The sequence below is a fragment of the Stenotrophomonas sp. GbtcB23 genome, from assembly GCF_019091045.1.
In the GTDB taxonomy this organism is placed as follows: domain Bacteria; phylum Pseudomonadota; class Gammaproteobacteria; order Xanthomonadales; family Xanthomonadaceae; genus Stenotrophomonas; species Stenotrophomonas rhizophila_A.
The window spans coordinates 1-407 of sequence record NZ_JAGXKC010000227.1 but is presented as its reverse complement, the minus strand read 5'-3'; the positions used below and the strand labels follow the sequence as shown (position 1 = coordinate 407).

The 407-nt window shown below is 63.6% G+C and carries 1 protein-coding gene; it reads right to left on the bottom strand.

The window, feature by feature from the left end:
- On the bottom strand, positions 1-407 hold a 407-nt coding region (locus KVS69_RS18895; protein ID WP_254622290.1), incomplete at both ends, for a GTP-binding protein.

Below are 407 nucleotides of genomic sequence, written 5' to 3'. Positions count from 1 at the left end.
CCGGTCACGGTGGTCTTCTGGGTGTCGCGGATACCGACGATTTCGATTTCTTCGCCGACCTTGATCACGCCGCGCTCGATACGACCGGTCACCACGGTGCCGCGGCCCGAGATCGAGAACACGTCTTCCACCGGCATCAGGAAGGTCTTGTCCACGTCACGTTCCGGCAGCGGGATCCAGGTGTCCAGCGCCTCGACCAGCTTGATGATGGCCGGCACGCCGATATCGCTCTGGTCGCCTTCCAGCGCCAGACGGGCCGAGCCCGAGATGATCGGGGTGTCGTCGCCCGGGAAGTCGTACTTGCTCAGCAGCTCGCGGACTTCCATTTCGACCAGTTCCAGCAGCTCGGCGTCGTCCACCATGTCGGCCTTGTTCAGGAACACGACGATGTACGGCACGCCGACCTG